Raw genomic sequence first — 19,476 nt, forward strand, 5'->3', positions numbered from 1 at the left:
CTGGCGGATGCCGGCCGGGGCGACGCCGAAAGCACGATCAGCCGGCGCCGGCCTCGCGGCCGTCGCCTCTTCGAAGACGCCGAAGCGGCGCTTCCGAGCACGTTGGGCGGCTGATCAGGATGCAGTTTTCCGCGATCAAGACCCGCAGCGACAAGATCTGGTCGAAGCGCGCACCATGGGATGCGCTTTACCGAGAGGCCTATGATTTCGCGGTGCCGATGCGCCGTCCAGGCGGCGATAGCAGCCAGGGCCTGCCACCCTCGAAGCTCTTCGACATGACCGCCCCGATGTCCGCGATGTTCTTCGCGGGCAATCTGCAACGCGATCTTTTTCCGTCGGGTCAGCCGACTTTCACGCTTGAGACCGGACCCGTCGCCGCCATGGCGATCGGTGCTGAAGGCGTCAAAGTCTATGATCGCTTTCTGCACAGCACGGCCAAGCTCATTCACCCGTTCTTCCTGGCGGGGGATTGGGATACGGCGATCCACGAAATGTGCATCGACCTGGCCGTCGGCACCGGCGCGATCATTCCGCTCAAGGGCAACCGCGACAACCCGGTTCATTTCGCCTGCATCCCTTTCGATCAGCTCGCGATCGGCGTCGATGCATGGGGCCGCGTGGTGCATGTGTCCTGGAAACAGATCTTCGAGATCGGTCAGATCGTCGAAAACTGGCCGAATGGCACCTATCCGGAAGACTTCAAGAACAAGGCCAAGTCGAGCCCGACGGATGAAATCGAGCTCCGGCAGGATTTCGTCAAGGATCCGCAGCGCGGCTGGCACTTCTTCGCCTTCATCCCGGCGCATCATCAGCACATCACGCATGAGCGCTATCGCACTCAGCCGATCGCCGTGCCGCGCTACTACCGCGTTCCAGGCGAAGCCTATGGGCGCGGCGTCATCCTGACAGCGTTGCCGTCGATCAAGACGCTGAACAAGGCGCAGGAGCTGGCGCTAAAGTCGGCAGCCATCAACATGCTCGGCATTTGGGGATATCGGGCCGGCGGTACGTTCAATCCGGACACGGTGCGCGTCGGACCTGGCGAATTCTGGCCGATGCAGTCGACCGGCGGCATTCTCGGTCCGGACGTCCAGCGCATCGATCCGGCTTCCGGCCGCATGGATATCGCCAAGCTGATCATCGGCGACATGCAGGAACAGGTGAAAAACGCCATGTTCGACACGCGGTTGCCGGACTACCAAGGCACGCCGCGTTCGGCGAGCGAGATCGCGGGACGCCTGCGGCAGAAGGCAGACGTGCATATCGGCGCTTTCGGCCGTCTGGTGCGTGAGATCATGCCGGTTGTCGTGCCGCGCGTGGCCGAAATCCTCTACGATCTCGGCTTCCTTCCACAGATGCCGTTCACGATCGACGAGCTCCTGGTGTCGATCAAGGTGCAGTCGCCCATGGCGGCGGCGCTCAATGCGGACCGGCTGGCCTCGATCGCCAACTACATCGAGTTCGTCGGTGCCGTCGCCGGGCCCGAGAGCGTCGAGCTCTACGCCAATATCGACAAGATGCTCGAACGTGTCGGTGATGGGCTGCAGATCGACAAGGAGCTGATCCCGACCGAAGGCGAGCGCGCCCAGATCGAGCAGCGTATCCAGCAGCGCAAGGCCGCCCAGATAGCCGAGATGTTCGGCGCCAAGATGGCCGAGCAGGCACCCCAGGCAATGATGCAGGCGGCCATGCAGCCGCAAAGGCAGGCAGCGTGAGCGGCGGCCCGATGTTTTCGCCGCGCGATGCGCAGCCGCTGGATCTGATGCTCAAGTCGATCGGCGGCGAGGGGTGGGACGGGATCGAAGGTCTCATCAACCCGCCCGAGATGCCGAGCGAATATCAGCCCGACGAGATGGTGGCGATGTTCCTCGCGGGCATGGCGCGCAGCCATGAAGGCCGGATGACCATCGAATGGCTGATGGACATCACGCTGCGACGCCCGCTGCGCGTCACAGGCAGGAGTTTCGAGGAAACAGCGCTTCTCTGTGCAGCCCGGCAAGGCAGCAATGGCGTTGGCGAAGCTGTCCTCAAAGCGATCGCACTTGGCGATCGTCTGATTTCGCAACGGCAACATGGAGCTCGCCGATGAAAAACCTGATCGATCGTATATTGCGCGCGCCGCCCGGCGAGGGTGACGGCGCAGCGCCAGCCGGTGGCGCGGATCCCGCCGCCAATGGCGCGCCGCCCGCGGCAGGCGCTGGTGATCCGCCGGCGCCAAACTCTACAGATCCCGCCGGGGCTCCATCCGGCGGCGAACCTCCCGCCGGCGGTGCAAAACCTGATGGTGGCGCTGGCACCCCGCCGGCGGGAGCGTTTTACAAGCCCGATGGCCTGCCTGACCATTTGCTCGGCAAGTCCGATCGCGAGACAATCGACAACATGAAAAAGGCGCTGGATGGCTATCGCCAGCGCGACAATGAGCGTGGCGCGCCGACCGACGTCGAGAGCTACGCGAAATTTGGCGACGACCTGCCGGATCTGATCAAGCCGCACGTGGCCGAGATCTCGAACGATCCCTTCTTCAACAAGATGGCGGCCAAGGCGCTCGAGCGCGGCATGCCGGTGAAGGAGTTCCAGGCGACCGTTACGGACTTCATGAATTATGCGGCCGAGGCTGGCTTCCTCGAGCCGCCCGTCGACGTCGAAGCCGAGAAGGCCGCATTGACGCCGGAGAACGCCAAGCATCTACCGGCGGCTGAGCAGAAAGTCGCGCGCGAGCAGCGCATGAACGACAATTTCGCCTGGCTCGATCAGCTCGCCGCGCGCAGTGACGGAACGGGCATTCCGTCGGATGTGGCCGACTATGCCAAGACGATGCTCGGCGACAGCGCCAAAGGCCATATGCTGATCGAATTCATGCGGGCGCAGTCTGGCGGTGGACAGGGGCCGTTGCCAGGCGACGGAGGGAAGGTGACAGGCGATGCCCGCGCCGAGCTGCAGCGCCGTTCGGCCTTGCCGGAAAACACGCCCGGCGATGCCAAGTTCGACAAGGCCTGCCATGACAAGCTGATGGCCGACTATCAGAAGCTCATCCCTTGAGCGCCGCAGCTCACACATCGCGCACTTGACGCATCTCCGCCGGTGGCAGGCTCGACCTTGCTACCGGCGGAAGCGACCCGGCCAGAGCGGCGACTATCCTTCACAGGACCCGCTGCCAGGCGCCGGCTAATCGGGCCACCCGGTGATCTCGTCAATCATCAACAGGGGTTCTCCCGAAATGACTACCCAAGCACCAAATTGGTATCGCGAAATCATCCGCGACAAAGTCCGCGCCCGCTACCAGGCAATGGGCGGCTATCTCGACGGCACGATGTCGCGCGGCGACGGCGGCGCCGGCGTGATCAAGTTCCCGGTCATCGGCCGCGTCGAGGCTTACGAGCTGTCCGGATCGATCCAGAAGGTCAAGAACACCAACCCGAACCTCGACATGATCACGGTCATGATCCGCGATTTCGAGGCGTCGGCCTGGATGCGCGTCCAGGATGCCCGTCGGCAGGGTCCGAACGAGCAGGCCGCAGTCGGCAAGCAGCTTTCGAATGCGATCCGTCGCCAGAAAGACAAGCTGAAGCTGGAAGCTTTGCGCACCTTCGCTGATGGAACCTCTGCGCTGCAGGACGCACCGCAGACGGTTCAGACCATCGGCGACGGTTCGGAAGTAATCGACGTGCTGCACGCGCTTCAGGCGGTTGACGCCATCCGTGGCACGGGTGCCGAGGACGAGGTTTTCTGGCCGATCCCGGAAAGCTGGTTCACGCAGCTCATGATGTACAAAGAATTCGCCAATGCCGATTATGTCGGCTCGGCAGATCTTCCTTTCGCCAAGGCGGCCAATGTCCGCAAGCGCACCTGGCGCAACATCCACGTGATGACGCTGCCGAACGAGTACTTCACCGACGGCACCGGCGCGAACGGCACAGGGACCAGCGGCAACGCTTTCGACCCGTCCGGCTATGTCGACACGTACATGTGGGCCATGGATGCTGTCGGCAACGAGGCGGAATGGGATCAGGAAAACATGTCCCTGACCACCCATGCCGACTATGAGGGCTCGCCGATGCTCGGCAAGGTCGGGCTCTCCGGAAACTCGGTCGGGATCCTGCCGGAAGGCGTGAAGCGTCTTCGCTTCAAGGGGATCAACAACGCCGCCCGCATCCCGGTCCTCACCGAAACCGTCGCCTAATCATCGCGATCGTCGCCGGCGGCTTGTCCGCCGGCACGTCCCCCTTCACGGAGCAAGCCAATGGCACACTCGAAAAAAGCGCTTTCGCGCTACGCGACGTCGGATCTCGGCGGCACCAACCAGACGAACTTCTACGTCTACTCCACCAACAGCACGGCAGCGGAAGTGCTGACTGCCGGCTACTTCAACGCCAGCCGGCCGACGCTGAAAAAGTCCGATGTCATCCACGCCGTCGTCGACAAGGACGGCACGCCGGACATCCTGATGCTGCTCGTCACGGCCGTGCCGGCGACCGGCAACGTCACCGTCGCCGCTCAGACCGGCGCGACGGCTGCGGTCGAAGCGACCTATCCCAACGCCTGATGCAGAACGGCGGCGCCTGACCAGGGCGCCGCCGCCTTCCTTTCTCGCGGGGCACGGCGCGGATGTCTGACACGCTTATCGACAAGCCAACGATCATCAATTGGGCGCTCTCGGATCTCGGGAGCTTTTCGACGTTCTCGACCGAAGACGACAGCGACCTTGCCGACCAGATCGAGAAGACCTGGCAGCGATGCGTCGATCATTGCTTCGGCCTGCATGATTGGACCTTCGCGCGCCGGACATTCAAGCTGAACCGACACGCTGCGCAGCCCGACAATGGCTGGCAATACGGGTTTGATCTGCCAGGCGGCATGATCGGAGATCCGCTGAAAATGCTGGAGCGCGCCGGGCAAAGCCCGCAGCCGCTCCGCCACTACGACATCGAGGGGCGTGCCGTTTACGCAAATGTGCCGCAGTGCTGGGCGCGCGTGCGCCAGCTGGTGCGGCCGGACGAATGGGATCCGGCATTCCGCGCCGCCTTCACGGTGGCCCTGGCGGGTTATCTCGCTGTGCCTGTCACCCACAACAGCGACGAACGCGACGCGCGCATGGTGCAGGCCTTCGGTACGCCCTCGAAAGAGGGAACCGGCGGCATGTTCGGCCGCTTGATAGCGCAGAACCGCGCGGCCGCGCCCGTGGGGCAGCCGCTCTTGAACGATGATCCGCTGACGGCCGCCCGTGACAGTTTTGGCGGGATGCCCTGGCATGGGCGCTACTGATGACGACGGGGCCCCTCAAATCGTCCTGCAATGGCGGCGAGTTTTCCCGCGACGTTGCCGGCCGAATCGACATCAAACAGTATTATTCCGCCGGCTTGCGCTTCAAGAATGTGGAGCCAGTGCCGCAAGGCGGCTTCCGCCTAATGCCGGGCTCGCTGATGATCGACGAGGCACGCTCGCCTCACGTGAAGCAGTGGACGTTGAACGTCTCGCCTGATCTCTCTTACACGTTCATCATCACGCCGGGCTGGGTCGATATCTACCGCAGCGATCGCATCAAGCGCGCCAGCCTGAACATCCCGGCGCTGACACTGGCACTGCTGCCGCAGCTCGGCTTCTATGGCGAGGCCAACACGTTCGGGATCTTCCACAACGATCTTCGGTCGATCCGTATCGCCCGCAACCCGGCTGACGATACGATCTGGACGGTCGACGACTGGCCTTATGCCTCGATCCCGGAAGTCGATCTTGGCGGCACCTACACGCAAGTCATTGACATCTGGGAAGTAAATATTCGAGCGCTCGCCAGCTCGGAGATCTCGCTGTCCGTCACGGTCAATGGCGAAAGCACGCCGTCGATCGAGCTGCAGGACGCTCTAGGCGATCCTGCCACTTTCGGAGATGCCAGCGCCGATTGGAATGCTTTCGCGGATCGCATCCGCGACGCGATCAACGATCTGCCGTCCATCCCTGGCGGCGTGACAATTGGACAAGGCGTTCGCGCCGGCGCCAGGATCATTTCGATTGCCTTTGATGGTGCATCGATCGGCGAAGAATACAGCCTTTCGGCGATTGTTACGAACACGTCGGACGCATCGGCGCTTGCCGTTCACACTCAGATCGGTCGCACCGACGGAGAGCCGCTGGTTTCAACGTCGAAGGGCTGGTTTTCCGGCATGGACCTCGTCCAGGATCGTGCGACGTATTTTGCGCCGAAAGCACGACGCGCTGCCCTCGCGATGTCCCGCATCGCGGAATATTTCGATTTGAACATCCGCGCCCAAGGCGACAATGCCGCGCGCCTCGAGGCACTGCGCACCCAAACGTCCGAAGCCGTGCTCGCCGTCTACGAAGGCAAGTACATGCTTGTCTTCACCGACAAGAGCGAGTGGTTCGCGACGAACCGGACGTTCTCACGCAACGAGCCGGTGAATTTCGTGCGTGCTTCGTCCAACGGGATCCGGCCTAACTGCCCGCCGGTCGAGATTGAGGGGCAGGTTTACTTCGTTTCGGGCGGCAACACGCCGGAAGGGGAAGACGAGCGACGCGGCCAGGTTCTCTATTCGGCCAGCTATGACGACGTCTCGACGAGCTACAACGCCAATCCGGAAAGCCTGCTCGCCAGTCATCTGGTCGGGACGATCGACGGATCCGCCCTGCAGCAAAAGAACCGCAATATCGATGCGCCGCGCTGGTTGATGAAGGACGAAGACGGCCGCCTGATCTCGGCGCTTGTCATCCGCAACCAGGATATCCCGCTCGCCATGTGCCAGTGGGTTGCGGCGCTGAATGGACAAGTAAAGGGTCTCTCTGTCGATGGGCAGAACCAGGTGTGGATCACTGTCCAGCGCGGATCTGTCATCACGACGGAAGTCATGGAAGACATGACCCGAAACCTCTTCCAGGGCGCCGTGCGCGGCTCAACGGATCTGGCAGGGCAGTTCGCCGGGTTGGACCGATGGAACGGCCAGCAGGTTTGGGCGCGCGCGGATGGCTTTATCCTCGGGCCGTTCACCGTCTCGGGCGGCGCCATCGATCTCGGCGATCCCTATGACGACGTCGTCGCCGGGCTTTGGCAGCCGCCTGTTTTCGAAAGCATGCCCTATGTCCGCGTGCTGCCCAATGACGAGATCCAGCGCCGGCCGGGACGGGTGCATTCGGTCAAGGCCTACGTCATCGACACGGAAAGCATCGCGATCGGCGCCAACGGGTCGCGGCCGCGCGACATTTCGCTGCTTTCGCCACAGGATCCGACCGACGCGCCGATGCCAGCGAAGAGCCGCTATGTCGAGCCGATCGGCATTCCAGGGATGGTCATGGATCCGACCGTCGTCATTTCTCAAACGCGGCCGGGCATGCTCCGGGTCCGCGACTATGTTCCGGGGGTTAAGCTCTGATGCAGGCCGTGTTTGGACTTCTCTCGTCGGGCTTCCAGGCCGTGACCGGCGCTCTTACCGGCGCTGCCGGGGCTGCCGGCGTCGGCGCCACCACAACAGCGGCCGGAGCAACGGCGGCAACGGCGGCCCAGACGCTCTCGCTCTCTCAGCTCATGCAGGGCGGCGCGACCGTGCTTTCGATGTTCTCCTCGATCCAGGCCGGCAATGCCGACGCCCAGCAAGCCAATCTGGCGGCGATCGATGCCGAGCGCGAAGTGCCGCTCGAAACCCTGCAGGGGATCAATCGGCGAGCGTCGATCAAGCGCCAGCTGATGGACAGTATCGGCACGCTTGACACGGCCTATGCAGGATCCGGCGTCGATCTCTCCTTCGGCACGCCGAGCGTCGCGCGATCGGAAGCTTTCCGCGAAGCAGATCGGGCGCTGAATTCCGACGCCATGACCGAACAGACGCGCGTCGGCCGTCTCAATGAGCGCGCCGCCAACTATCGCCGTGCAGCGGGGCGCGCGCGATCGCGCGGGTTCTTCGACGCGATCGGCACGGGCCTCAAGGGCGCCGCTTCCTTCCTGAACAGGGGCTGACACGATGGCAAACCGCCGCATGGACCCTGTCCGCTATCGCCGTTTCGAGGCGCAGCCGCTTGTGCCGGAAGGCCTGCTTGCCGTTGCCCGGGAAGGCGGTGATCTGGAGCGCCGCGTCGCCCAGGGCCTTGCTCGCACGGCCGACTATTTCGGACAGCGTGCCGATCGGGCTGCCGAGACACTTGGCACGCTCGAGGGCCAGCAAGCCGCACTCGCCGGCATGCCGCAAGCGGGCATGATCACCGGCGACCTGGCGGCGCCATCGATGTCCGACGCGGCGCCGCGCGGGATCCGCGTCGGGCCGAAAGCGTCGAACGATAGAGCCGCCTATGCGCGGGATTACTTCATGCAGCGCCACGGCCTGGCGCCGCACATGGCGGCCGCGCTTGCCGGACACGGCATGCAGGAAAGCGGGTTCAATCTCGATGCCGTCGGCGACAACGGCACTGCTATGGGCGTCTACCAGTGGCGCGGCGATCGCCTGACCAACCTGCAGCGCTTCGCAGCGCAGCGCGGCAGCAACTGGAAAGATCTCGACACTCAGCTCGACTTCACGATCCACGAGCTATCGACCAGCGAAAGCTATGCCGGCGAACAGCTGCGCAATGCCGGCAACCTGGAAGAAGCCGTCGCCGCCTTCATGCATTTCGAGCGGCCGGCCGGCTACACCCGCGCCAATCCACGCGCCGGCCATGGCTTTTCCAATCGGCTGGCCTTCGCCCAGGGCCTCGGAGGCGGTGCCGCCAGCGCAAGCGCCACGCCGGCATCCCAGGCGATCGAGCGCCAGATCGACCCGGCATCGGTCGCGCCCGTATCGGTGACGCCGGTGAGCTTCACGCCGGGCAGTGGTGGAGACTTCCGGCCGACCGGTGCCGACACCATACGCGGCCGGGCCTATGACATTGCTGGAACCCGCACCTATCTGGAGCGGCTTGACGGAGTGCTGCGCAGCGACATGCGCGCGGTGTTCGACGTGCATGGCGAGAACCCGGCGATGCTTTCCAAGGCGCTCGGCGAGCTGAAGACGGCGCATCTTGCCGAACACGTGTTTCCCGAGATCGCACCCGACTATGAAGTCGCCTTCCAGGCGCAGGCCGATCGCCTGGTGGAGGAAGCTCGAGGCCAGGCGCGCCGGCGGGCAGAAGAGCAGAACCGCGCCGACTTCCTGCAGCGGACCTACGAGCTCGAAGAAGAAAAATCGCGGCTCCTGGTCAGCACGTCGATCGATCCGGATCTTGCCATGGCGGATCTGCAGTCGGCGCAGGCCTCCGTCGACGCGCATTATGACAGCGCCGTCGCCCGTGGCGTCATGTCGCCGGTCGATGCCGAGAAGCTGAAGCGCCAGTCGCGCAGCGAAATGGTCGAAGGCTTCTATCTTCGCCAGGCGGACACGCTCGATGCCGACGGCGTCGCCACGATGCGGGAAGCCATGCAGGCCGACTATGCCGCCGGTCGGCTCGAAGGCGTCGACGCCGCCGGCTGGAACCGCATCGACACGCGATTGACGGCGCTCGCCGAGAACAAGCGCAGCCAGGACAGGCAGGCCGCGACGGCGCTCGCGAAGCGCGGAGACGACATCGCTGCACGGATCGCGGCCGGGCACCAGGTCGATGAAGCGGAGATCTCGCGCCTTCGTCTCGATGCCAGCACCAACAGCGTCGGATCCGCGATCGCCGACGAGAGCATGGCGAAGATCGATATCGCCAGCGCAATCCGCGATCTGCCACCGGCCGAGGCCGCCCGCCGGGTCGAAGCGTTCCAGAACGAGCAGCTCGCACTCGGCACGGAAGAGGGCGCCCGCGCCGCTGCCTTCGCCGGCGATGCCTTCACCCAGAAGATCCGCGCGCTCGAAGCCGATCCGATCACCTATGCCGAACGACGCGGCCTGGTCGAAAGCGATCAGGGCCTTGCCGGCGTCGAAAATCCTGCAGGTTTCGCGCAGCTGATCGCCAAGCGCGCCAATCAGGCCGACGCGGTCTCGGACCGCTACGGCACGCGGCCGCGCTTCTTCAAGGCTGGCGAAGCTGATGCGCTCGCCGAAATGCTGACAGCCGACATGGCAGAAGGCGGCGGCGCGATGACGCAAGCGCTCCTTGAGGGCGCCGGCGATCGGGCGATCGACATGCTGCCCGAGCTCGCCGCCAGCGATCCGGCGCTTGCGCATCTGATCGGCGTGACGGCGATGACGAGCGATATGGGCGTGATGCGCGAGGCGGGCAGGGCGCTCGCCGATCGACGCGCCAAGACCTCGAAAGTCACCATGCCATCGGCGGCGAAAATGGGACGCGCCGCGATCGCGGCCGCCGGTACCGCCATGGAGGCCTTGCCGGAAACCGAGCAGGCCGTGATCTCGACTGCCGGCCTCCTCTTCGAGCGCGCCGCGATCCGTGAAGGCTTCGATGTCGGCGAAATCGACACGCCGGGAACGCCGGCGGCGCTCGCCTTCGAGCATGCCATGCACCGCGCCCTTGGCGGCCGTGTGGTCAATGGCGAACGGCGGGGCGGCATCGGTCCGGTGAATGGCCGGCCGACACTGATCCCGCACGACATGAGCGCCGACGAGGTGCAGACCCGGTTGTCGCTCCTCAATGACGCCCAGCTCGAAAAGCTGCCGCCGATCCTGTCGGCAAACGGCGTGCCCGTTTCCGCCGCGCAGATCCGGGGCGCGACGCTCGTGTCGATCGGCGACGGGCAGTATCACGTGGCGACGGGTGACATGGCCACCGGCGATCCGCAATTCGTCATTGGCGAGAACGGTGCGCTGTGGACGCTGGACGTGCGTGCGCTCGAGGATGACCGCGCAGCGCTTCGCCGCTGGTGGCGTCAATGAGCGTTCTCGATCGGCGTCCGCGACTTCCGGACAATCTCACATTCGCCGGCGGCAAATCGGGCATGGCGGAGGTCTTCGGTGCAGACCTCGACTGGTTCGCGACGAGTGAAGAAAGCAATAGTGCCTATGTGGCGCTCGATCGCGCCTATGCCGACCGCATCGAGGCGGTGCGCAAGGCGACGGGTGTGCAGCTCGAGCATCCGCTTGTCGCTGCCGAAGCCGAGCGGCGCGCCATGGAGGCGACACCGGAAAGTCCGTTGCGGCCGATGGCCGATCGCCGCGATAACGGCGCGTTCCTCCGGCAGCGCGAGGCCGAGTTCGCCACACGCCTATCCGAGCTTGCCGAAACCAATCCGACCGCGCGCGATGCAATTCGTGCCGACGTCCCAGTCATCGACGATGCGCGGAGGCTGGCATTCGAGAATGAGGAGACCGCAAAGCGCGTGTTCGACGCCGGCAGCGGCATCTCACGTTGGGTAGCACGTTTTGCGGCGGCCGGCGTCTCCATGCTGCGAGACCCCATACAGGTCGGCACTCTCGTCCTCGGCGGCGGGCCTGGTGCCGGCCGTACCGTGGCCGCCCGCATCCTCAGTGTCGCCGGCCGGGAAGCGGCGATCGCCGGCGGCACCGAACTTGCCATTCAGCCCATGGTGCAGAACTGGCGTCGCGAAGCTGGCCTTGATGCAGGCTTCGACGAGGCGCTCAAAAACGTGCTTCTGGCGACGGCGCTTGGCGGCGCGTTCGGGGGTGGCCTGCAGGCAGCCGGCGAAGGCCTGTCGCGTCTTGCGGGCAGGCGGCCGGTCGACGATATGGCCGAAGCCGTGCTTGCCGACAAGGATCTCGGTCCGCGTCTTTATCCGGTGCTGGAGCCTGCCCAGCTGCCCGACCGCCTTGCACCGATCCGCCAGAGCCTGCCGGCCGATGCGCGCGGCGCGCTCGACCAGGTGCAAGCCGATCGTTTTGTCGACCAGCGCCGGCCGGCCAGCGCTTCGCCCGAACAGCATGACCGGGCCCTTGCCGCCGCGATGCGCAATGTCGACGCTTACGGCGACGCGCTGGCCATGACGCCGACCGATCCCGCCCAGGTGGCGCGCGTGGTCGATCGGCTCGTTTCCCAGGGCGCAGCGCCGGCCGAGGCGCCGCCGTCGATCGTCGACTTCCTGATCGGCGCCGGCGGGATTTCCGAGTTTCGCGGTGAGCTGGCGGCGATCGGCGCCAACCAGGTCTCGCAGCGGTTTCGTGGGCGGCTCGTGCGCGACAACGGCATGCCGCTCGATCGGGCACGCGAAGCTGCAGCGGAAGCCGGGCTTCTCGACGCGCGCTTCGGATCTTCAGAAAGGGCGCTTGAGCAATCGACCGTCGCGGATCTCCTGGACGCGATCGACGAAGATCTCCGCGTGCGTGCCAACCCGGGCGCGGCCGCCGACAGCGCGATCGACGGCGAGCGGGCAGCGGCCGAGCGCATGGTCGACGAAATCGTGCGTCTCGCGGGACCGGCGATCGACGACGAGCTGATCGAGCGTGCGGCACGGCTTGCCAATTCGGAAGGTCTTTCCGCGTTCGACGCGCTCGACCAGGTGTTGTCGCCGATCTACGAGACCACGCCGGCGCGGCCTGCAGGCGAGCGCACCGGTGATCCGCTGCCGGGCTGGTCCGACGAGGAGCTCGACGCAGCCAGCGCCGGCCGACCAATGGCGATTGAGGCCGACGGTCTGGACGATCCGCGCATGGTCGTCGACGACGATCTCCTGTCCGACGCAGATCTCATCGATTTGCCGGAAGGCTTCTTGATCGACGCCGGCGACGGCCAGCTGATCAGCGTTGCCGAATTCCAGGATGTGATGCGCCGCGCCGAACAGATGCGCATCGTGACAGAGGCTTGCCGCATATGAGTTTCCAGAGCTGTATCGACGAAGCCGTCAAGGGCGGCGAGCTGGCGGCCGCCGACGGCGAGCGCCTGAAACAGGATTTTGACCGGCTGCGCGAGCGCAAGCGTCATTCTTCGGAAGCGACGGCCGATGCTGAAGCAAAGCGCGGCCTCGCCGAGCTGCTGAAGGCGGAAAGCGATCACCAGCGCCGCAAGGCAAAACTCGGTATTCGCGCCATCCGCCGGATCGAGCAGGATCTGAAACTCCACACCAATGCCAGCGGCCAGGTGGACGTCGCAGACGCGGCGCTTTCGATGCTCGAGCATTTCGGAACGGCGCGCTTCGCCAGCGTAGAGGGCCGCCGGCGCGCGATCGTCGGCATGGCACATGCGCAGATGGAGACATTCCTGCACCATTTCCGGCGCGGCGCCGTGCTCGGCGACAAGGGCCGTTGGAACCGGGCGCAACTGGACAACGTGGTGCGCGAGCTCTTCGGCCAGTCGACCGGCGACCAGGCGGCCGCAGGCTTGGCGAAGTCCTGGACTGAGACGGCCGAGTGGCTGCGCAAGCGCTTCAACTCCGCCGGCGGCGCGATCGGCAAACTTGACGACTGGGGCCTGCCACAGGGCCATGATCCGCGCGCAGTGCGCAACAAGGGGCTCACCGCGTGGAAAGCCGACATCAAGCCCATGCTCGATCCGAGCCGCATGCGCCACCCGCTGACAGGTGCCGCGATCGACGAGCGGGAGCTCGACGGGATCCTCGACGAGATATTCGACGCAATCACGACGGATGGCTGGTCGCGCCGCGATCCTACTCGGGCGGCGGCCGGGCGCGGTGCATTGGCAAATCAGCGAGCCGAGCATCGTTTCCTCGTTTTCCGCGATGCCGACAGCTGGCTGTCCTACCAGCGCGATTACGGCAATGCGGATCCATTCGGAACGATGATGGGCCATGTCAACATGATGGCGAAGGACATCGCCGCCATGGAAGTGCTCGGCCCGAACCCGTCGGGCACAGTGGAGTTCCTCAAGCAGTTCGTCGCCAAAGAAGGGGCACTTGCCGTAAACGGCCAGTCCAAGCGTTTCGGCGGCGTGACAGGCAACAAGGCGCAGAACCGAGCGAACACGTACCAGGATCGCATCGATGCGGTATGGGGCTCGATCCGCGGCACGCTCGAGACGCCGGTCAACGGCACTTGGGCCGCAGGCTTTGCCGGCGCGCGCTCGATCATCACGGCATCGGTTCTCGGCTCGGCGGCCGTGTCATCTGTCTCGGATCTCGGCACACAGGCCATGGCGCGCCAGTTTACAGGTCTCGGCGCAACCGGCGTGCTGCCGGACATCGTGGAAGCCTTCAAGGGATCCACGCGCCAGGAGCTCGTGGCTGCCGGCCTGATCCTGGACGCGGCCGAGAACGTGCTGCACCAGCAGGCACGCTATGTCGGTACGCTGGGCGGCCCGCAATGGGCGAGCTACCTGGCAGATCGCGTGCTGACAGTTTCCGGCCTCACACCCTGGACGCAGGCCGGGCGCCACGCTTTCGGCCTCGCTTTCATGCGTACTGCAGCTGAACAGGCGAGCAAGCCGATGGGCGAGCTGCCGGAAGCGTTTTCGAAGACGCTGAAGCGCTACGGCATCACCGACCATCAATGGGATCTGATGCGCAAAGCCAAGCTGCACACCATGGGCGGGCGCGACGGCGGATCGACCCAGATCCTGCGGCCGGTCGACGTTGCCGAGCGGATCGACCCGGCGCTCGCCGAACGCTATCTCGAGATGATCCAGACCGAGACGGAATTCGCCATTCCAAACACCTCGCACCGATCCAAAACCGCGCTGATCAGCCAGAACCAGCCCGGCACATTCATCGGCGAGGTGCTCCGTTCCTTCGCGCAGTTCAAGAGCTTCGGCGCCGTCTTCATGCTGCTGCACGGCGCGCGCGTCCATCGCCAGATCGCCGGCGGCGGAGGATATGGATCCACGAAAGGACTTGTGTCCGGCGCCTCCTATGCCGGCTCCTTGCTGATCTCGACGACGCTGCTCGGCGGGCTCGCCAATCAGTTGCTCAGCATGGCCAGCGGCCGCGACCCGCAGGACATGACCACACCCGGCTTTTGGGGCGCTGCGCTTCTGCGCGGTGGAGGGCTCGGCATCTACGGCGATTTCCTCTTCGGCGACGTGAACAAGTATGGCGGCGGGTTTGCGACGACCCTTGCCGGGCCCGTGGTGCAGCGGGTCAACGACTTCTGGAACCTCACCGCCGGCAACGCGATCCAGCTCGCATCAGGCGAGAAGACCAATTTCGGTCGGGAGCTCGTGCGCTTCGCCAAAGGCAACGTGCCAGGCAGCAACATCTGGTATGCGCGGCTCGCCTTCGAGCGCACTGTTTTCGATCAGCTGCAGTACCTGGTGGATCCGGAAGCCAACAAGGCCTTCAAGCGGCAGCAGCAGACTTTCGCCCGCGAGCGCGGGCAGGAATTCTACTGGAAGCCTGGCGAAATGCTGCCGGGCAGGGCGCCGAACCTCGCCACGGCTGCCGGGCCGTGAGCGCTCGCACTTAACCCTCCAAACCGGCCCGCATGATCGGTGCATCTTAGCCGAGATGCGAGCCGGTCCATGGTCCAGCCTTATCCACTTCCCCGACAGACGCGCGAAACGACGATCCTATTGGGAGATGGCGGCCGCACGTATGGGCCTTTCGACTTCGAGATTTTCGACGAGGCCGACGTCGTCGTGCTGGTGCAGCCCCAGGGCGCCGACGGCTTCACGCGATCGCTGGACGTTTCCGTCGACAAGACGACGGACGATGCGCTTTCGCCTTTCACCATCACGTTCGACGAGGACCAGCCGGACAGCACGAAATACATCGTGCGCGCTGCCCGCGTGCATGAACGGTCGGTCGGCGTCAACAAGGGAAGTGCGCTCAGCCTGGATGCGCTCGAGCGCGAATTCTCCAAGATCGCGATCGTGCTGCAGGAGCTGCGCCGCGACAACGATCAGACGCTGCGCCTGCCGCCCGGGCTCGGTCTGCCTCTCATCGAGACGCCTCAGAACGACCGGCTGACCTACTGGGACACGCGCCTAACCGGGTTCCCGCTCCTGCGCAACGGGCCGCCCGTCAACGAGATCGGGACGGGTGCGCAACGGCCGGTGCTGATCGATGAAGATTACGAGATGACGCCTTTCGATGGCGGCGTGATCTTCAACTATTCGGCCGAGGCGCCGGCGACGGCGTTCCTTCCGCTTGGACTGCCGATCGGCACGGAACGGTCGTTCTCGAACGACAACGACACCCACGACCTTATCGTCCAGGTCGGCGACGGCACGATCGAGCCCATGGACGACACCGACGACGGGCGTGGCATCGTGCTACCGCAGACGACGGTGAAGGTGGCGAAGGTCGCCGCGAACCTCTGGCGGCAGGTTCCGCCCATGCTCGGCTACGAACCGGCGTCGCGCGTGTTCTTCGTGCCAACCTTCGCGGATCTCGCGACGGCCTATATCCCGGCCGACGTGATGCGCCTTTACGTAGACCATTACGAAGGCACGCTGGCGAACAGCGGCGGTTGGTATGCCGCCGCCGATGCCGATCCCGGGCACGATATGGCGGCCCAGAACGAGATCGATGGACGCTGGTGGGTATTCGACGAGCCGGTACTCTATCTGCGCCAGGCCGGCGCAAAGATCGACGGCGTGACAGACGACAGCGCGGCGGCCACCCGCGCCTGGATGACGGGCCTGCCGACGCGGCAAGGTCCTGGCACGCTGTTGGTCGATGGCGCGGCTTTGCAGGCAAAACATCCCTGGTCGTTCCATGGCGACGGGCCAGGCAAGTCCACGCTCAAATTCAAGAACATGGGCGGCTATGCCGGGCTGAACGGGATCGAGCTGATTGTCGATACCAGCGACCCCACATTGCTCGGCTCTCACACATCGTTCGGAAACTTCACCGTCTGGATCTCCGGACAGAACGGCAAGTCGTTCTTCAAGTCGCCGCGGGCGCAGGCTGGGGTTTGGCTTGGCGTAAAGCCTAGCTACATCGCCGACAACATCTACTGGCGGGGAGACAGCGCCGGTGACGCCGCCTATTTCGAGCTTTTCACGACGGCATGGGAATGCTGCCTCGATCTCGGCGAAGGCTGCAACCATTCCGTCACCCGCATGACGGGCGGCGGCAACTACGATTTTCGCCAGCAGCCGACGGAGGAGGCGGTCAAATGCACGTTCCTGCGCCTCGGTGGCAATGAAACCGGGCCGGGCGGTGTGCTGACATCGCACCTCTCACATTGGTGGCTGCAGCATTACGGCAAGTCGATCGATATCGGCTGGCGGGTCATTCGCGGGCAGTGGCACTGCCTGGCAGTTCATCTCGGCTGGTGGGGCGTCTTTTCGCCAAACCCGCGCACGGGTCCCAACTGGGGCCTCGACGAGCTCGAAATGTCGGCCTGCAACCTCAACGTCCAGAAGGGCGGGATCAAGTTCGTCGGAACGACCGGCGGCATGACGTTTGATCAGGTGGACGTCACGCGCGCGGCCGGCGGCTTCGATCACGGTGAAGACTGGGTCGGTGTTGATGTGAATGGCGCTGTGCGCCTGACACTCGAGGGCGGGCGTGCCTACAACGCAGCAGTGGCCGGAGAGTACAGCGGCAATCACATCGGCTATCAGCTGGCCAATGTGGAGAACCTGATGGCCGGCGGACAACTGATCCGCGCCAATGCCGCAAACCAGCTCACGACCGGCATGAAGATCATCAACCCCGGCAAGGGCGTGATCCGTGGGCTTGCCGTCGACGGAGTACTCACAGACCTGATCGAGTTTGCGGGTACGCCTCTGGGCTCCGGCGCCGCAGTCGGCTTCACGCTTATGGGCGTACCGCGCGACGCGGCGGAGATCACCGGCCAGCGCATCAAATACTCCGGATCCTGTACCCGTCAGATGGTGCGCGATCTCGATGAACCGGAGGCAGTGGACAATTCCGCCACCATGATTTCGGCCACGGGATCCGAAAACTACACCCCCGGCGTTTCTCCAAAGTGGCGCCGCATCACGCTCGCGGCCGGCACTGGCCCTTACGTGTACGACATCAACATGCTGGCGACCGGCGCCCGCGGAGGGGAGCCGGTGGAGTTCACCTTCGCGTTTCTCTCGCCGAACGGCACCGTGCGGATCCTCGACGCCAATGGCGTGGTGCAAGCGACGATCACGGATCCGGCAGGTACGAGCGTTGCGGCCAACACGCCGTTCTGGTCGGTGCGCGGCCGCTATCTCAACACGTCGCCCGCGCTCTTCCGCGTCTCTTCACGCAAAAAATTTGATGGGTCGAATTGACATGGCAACACCTTTCGCACGTGTCTCTGGTGCAAGCAGGCTGAAGGGCGCGGCCTTTCGCGAACCCAGTGATTTTGCCGACGGCCGCATTGTGCTCTCGCCGTTCCAGTTCCAAGGCAAAGGCAACGGGCTGCAGGACGACACCGGCGCCATCAACGCCATGTTCGACCGCTTTCGGGACATCGTCGGCGGCGGGGCCGAGCAGAAAGCCGCCGTCGAGATCAGCCTGTCCGGTGGCAAGTGGCGTGTCGACGAGACGATCGACGCCACTCGCATCTCGTCCTGGAACTGGAAGATGACCGGCGGCTCGATCTACGGCCACTGCGCCGGCAAGCCGATCATGGATCTCAGCGGATCGCGCGGCTACGAAATCAACGGCGTCGGCTTCATCGGCGATCGTGACAACATGCCGCGCACAGCCTGGCAGGCGGCGCGCCTCGAGGAGAGCATGTTCTGCGACAACATCATGTTCCTCGACTGCTCTTCGAACGGCTTCTTTTCCGAAGCCGCATGGGTGGCCTACGGCCAGGAGACGGCAAACCATCATCACTGCACCTGGTGGAACAATCACCACGACGCGCACATCGGCATCATCGAAGGTTTCGACGCGCATCCGTTCACGTCTGAATTCGGGACCGTGATCACCGGGCCGACTAGCAACATCAACATTTCCATGACGGGCAATTGTGATCTTCGCTATCTGCCGTTCGGCAACCAGTGGGAAGTTCAAGGCGTGACGACCGGCGCGAACGCGGTTGTGACGGCGCCAGGGCACGAATTCGCGATCGGCGACCCGGTGTGCTTCGCCTATGTTGGTGGGATGCCGGAGCTCTCGAAGTTGATCGCGACCGTGACGGCCGTGACATCCGACACCTTCACGACGAACCTGAACACGACGACGCTCGGCACCTTTACCGATGGCGGCCTTTGCATACGCCGGCAGACAAAGAGCACGCTCTACACGGCCCGCACCGAAGGCCTGTCGCTGCCGGATCTCTACATCGTCGCCTATGGCCAGCCGCAGATCCAGGTCGGTTTTCCTGACACCACGTTCCCGCTCTTCAAGCGGCTCCGCATGCCGAACGTTCTGTTCGAAGGTTCGGGGAACGAGAACAACGTCTATTTCGACAATGATCCCGTCGACGACGCCAAGCTGCTCGGCTTCGAACTTTCGACCTACAATGCGAACGCGACCGTGTCGCTGCTCGGCATCGGGCCGGACGCCCTGTCGATCTACGGTCCGACCATCGACGTCTCGAACGACCTGTGGGGGGTCGACATGGTCAACGATCCCGACCAGTGCTCCATGTACGGCGCACGAGTGGTTTATTCGACCCTCGCCAAGACCCGCCATGCCGACATGCAACGCTTCAATGGGCACATCACGTCGATCCAGAGCGGCAACACCTATCCCGTTGGATTGGAGCCGGCGATCTGAACCGCAATTGACCCCATGCGCCGGCGCATACCATCGGCCTCGTCATC

Annotated in this window: 13 protein-coding genes; all 13 read left to right on the plus strand. The window is 64.6% G+C overall.

Going from position 1 to position 19,476, the window contains the following annotated elements; all coding sequences use genetic code 11:
* The first annotated feature begins 119 nt into the window (after positions 1 to 119).
* The 13 genes from D5400_RS11620 to D5400_RS11685 all read left to right on the plus strand — a co-directional run bounded on the left by D5400_RS11620 (position 120) and on the right by D5400_RS11685 (position 19,429).
* The gene (locus tag D5400_RS11620; protein WP_126010172.1) at positions 120 to 1,715 is read left to right on the plus strand and encodes a portal protein; all 1,596 of its coding nucleotides are present in this window, start codon (positions 120 to 122) and stop codon (positions 1,713 to 1,715) included.
* Positions 1,712 to 2,089, plus strand: a complete 378-nt coding sequence (locus tag D5400_RS11625; RefSeq protein WP_126010173.1) for a hypothetical protein — start codon at positions 1,712 to 1,714, stop codon at positions 2,087 to 2,089. Before D5400_RS11620 ends, D5400_RS11625 begins: the two co-directional genes overlap by 4 nt.
* The gene (locus tag D5400_RS11635) at positions 2,086 to 3,039 is read left to right on the plus strand and encodes a hypothetical protein (RefSeq protein ID WP_164527867.1); all 954 of its coding nucleotides are present in this window, start codon (positions 2,086 to 2,088) and stop codon (positions 3,037 to 3,039) included. The genes D5400_RS11625 and D5400_RS11635 overlap by 4 nt, the downstream gene beginning before the upstream one ends.
* A 178-nt stretch (positions 3,040 to 3,217) precedes the next feature.
* Positions 3,218 to 4,180 carry a phage capsid protein gene (locus D5400_RS11640; protein WP_126010176.1) on the plus strand — a complete coding sequence of 321 codons (963 nt, stop codon included), beginning with the start codon at positions 3,218 to 3,220 and terminating at the stop codon, positions 4,178 to 4,180.
* A 60-nt stretch (positions 4,181 to 4,240) separates the two neighbouring features.
* On the plus strand, positions 4,241 to 4,543 hold the full coding sequence (locus tag D5400_RS11645; protein ID WP_126010177.1) for a hypothetical protein: 303 nt from the start codon (positions 4,241 to 4,243) through the stop codon (positions 4,541 to 4,543).
* Between the two features lie 62 nt (positions 4,544 to 4,605).
* Positions 4,606 to 5,262: a phage connector family protein gene (locus D5400_RS11650; protein ID WP_126010178.1), complete on the plus strand. Its 657-nt coding sequence runs from the start codon at positions 4,606 to 4,608 to the stop codon at positions 5,260 to 5,262.
* Positions 5,262 to 7,379, plus strand: a complete 2,118-nt coding sequence (locus tag D5400_RS11655; protein WP_126010179.1) for a hypothetical protein — start codon at positions 5,262 to 5,264, stop codon at positions 7,377 to 7,379. Before D5400_RS11650 ends, D5400_RS11655 begins: the two co-directional genes overlap by 1 nt.
* Positions 7,379 to 7,960: a hypothetical protein gene (locus D5400_RS11660; protein ID WP_126010180.1), complete on the plus strand. Its 582-nt coding sequence runs from the start codon at positions 7,379 to 7,381 to the stop codon at positions 7,958 to 7,960. Before D5400_RS11655 ends, D5400_RS11660 begins: the two co-directional genes overlap by 1 nt.
* A gap of 4 nt (positions 7,961 to 7,964) precedes the next feature.
* On the plus strand, positions 7,965 to 10,790 hold the full coding sequence (locus D5400_RS11665; protein ID WP_126010181.1) for a phage tail tip lysozyme: 2,826 nt from the start codon (positions 7,965 to 7,967) through the stop codon (positions 10,788 to 10,790).
* Complete coding sequence (locus D5400_RS11670) at positions 10,787 to 12,682, plus strand: hypothetical protein (protein ID WP_126010182.1); 1,896 nt, start codon at positions 10,787 to 10,789, stop codon at positions 12,680 to 12,682. The genes D5400_RS11665 and D5400_RS11670 overlap by 4 nt, the downstream gene beginning before the upstream one ends.
* Positions 12,679 to 15,207 (plus strand): hypothetical protein, encoded by a 2,529-nt coding sequence (locus D5400_RS11675; protein WP_126010183.1) that lies wholly within the window; start codon positions 12,679 to 12,681, stop codon positions 15,205 to 15,207. Before D5400_RS11670 ends, D5400_RS11675 begins: the two co-directional genes overlap by 4 nt.
* Positions 15,208 to 15,276: 69 nt before the next feature.
* A complete protein-coding gene (locus tag D5400_RS11680; RefSeq protein WP_126010184.1) occupies positions 15,277 to 17,991 on the plus strand; it encodes a pectate lyase family protein in 2,715 nt (904 codons plus the stop codon).
* A 1-nt stretch (position 17,992) separates the two neighbouring features.
* Complete coding sequence (locus D5400_RS11685) at positions 17,993 to 19,429, plus strand: hypothetical protein (RefSeq protein WP_126010185.1); 1,437 nt, start codon at positions 17,993 to 17,995, stop codon at positions 19,427 to 19,429.
* Positions 19,430 to 19,476: the final 47 nt, after the last annotated feature.

It is taken from the genome of Georhizobium profundi, from assembly GCF_003952725.1.
Lineage (GTDB): Bacteria > Pseudomonadota > Alphaproteobacteria > Rhizobiales > Rhizobiaceae > Georhizobium > Georhizobium profundi.